The organism is Microbacterium sp. CCH5-D1 (genome assembly GCF_001557335.1).
GTDB classification, from domain to species: domain Bacteria; phylum Actinomycetota; class Actinomycetes; order Actinomycetales; family Microbacteriaceae; genus Microbacterium; species Microbacterium oxydans.
The window spans coordinates 1-495 of sequence record NZ_LSJW01000151.1; the positions used below are offsets into that span (position 1 = coordinate 1).

The following is a 495-nucleotide window of genomic DNA, read 5'->3' on the forward strand; positions in this document are numbered from 1 at the left end:
GGTGAGTCGCAGGTGGCCATCGCCATGGCGCAGATCAACGAGCAGCCCCCGCCGCTGCCCCCGACCGTGCCGATCCCCGTCCAGAACCTCATCATGGCGATGATCGCCAAGAAGCCCAGCGATCGCCCCTCGTCTTCTGCGACGGTGGCGCGCGCGGCTCAGGCTCTTCGCCGAGGCGACCTCAACTCCGCGGCCATCGCCGTGCCCGCGATCGCGACCGGCGGCATCGCCGGCGGAGACGACGCGACACGGATCCTGACGGCATCGGGAGACGACGGCACCACGCGCATCCTTCCCACCACGGCTCAGCTTCCCACCGAGGCTGCAGCCGAGGAGGAGAAGGAGAAGAAGAAGCGCAGCCCCTGGACCTGGCCGCTGATCGCTCTGATCGCTCTGCTGGTGATCGTGCTCGGCGGCACGTTGTGGGCGATGCTGGCGAACCAGGGCGGCGATGCCGATCCCACGGGTTCGCCGAGCAACACGCCGACCCAGACC

1 pseudogene is annotated in these 495 nt (G+C 69.3%); it reads left to right on the forward strand.

The annotated features are described in order from the left end of the window. Nucleotides 1-495 (forward strand): annotated as a pseudogene (locus AX744_RS20650) (serine/threonine protein kinase); the annotation flags it as partial.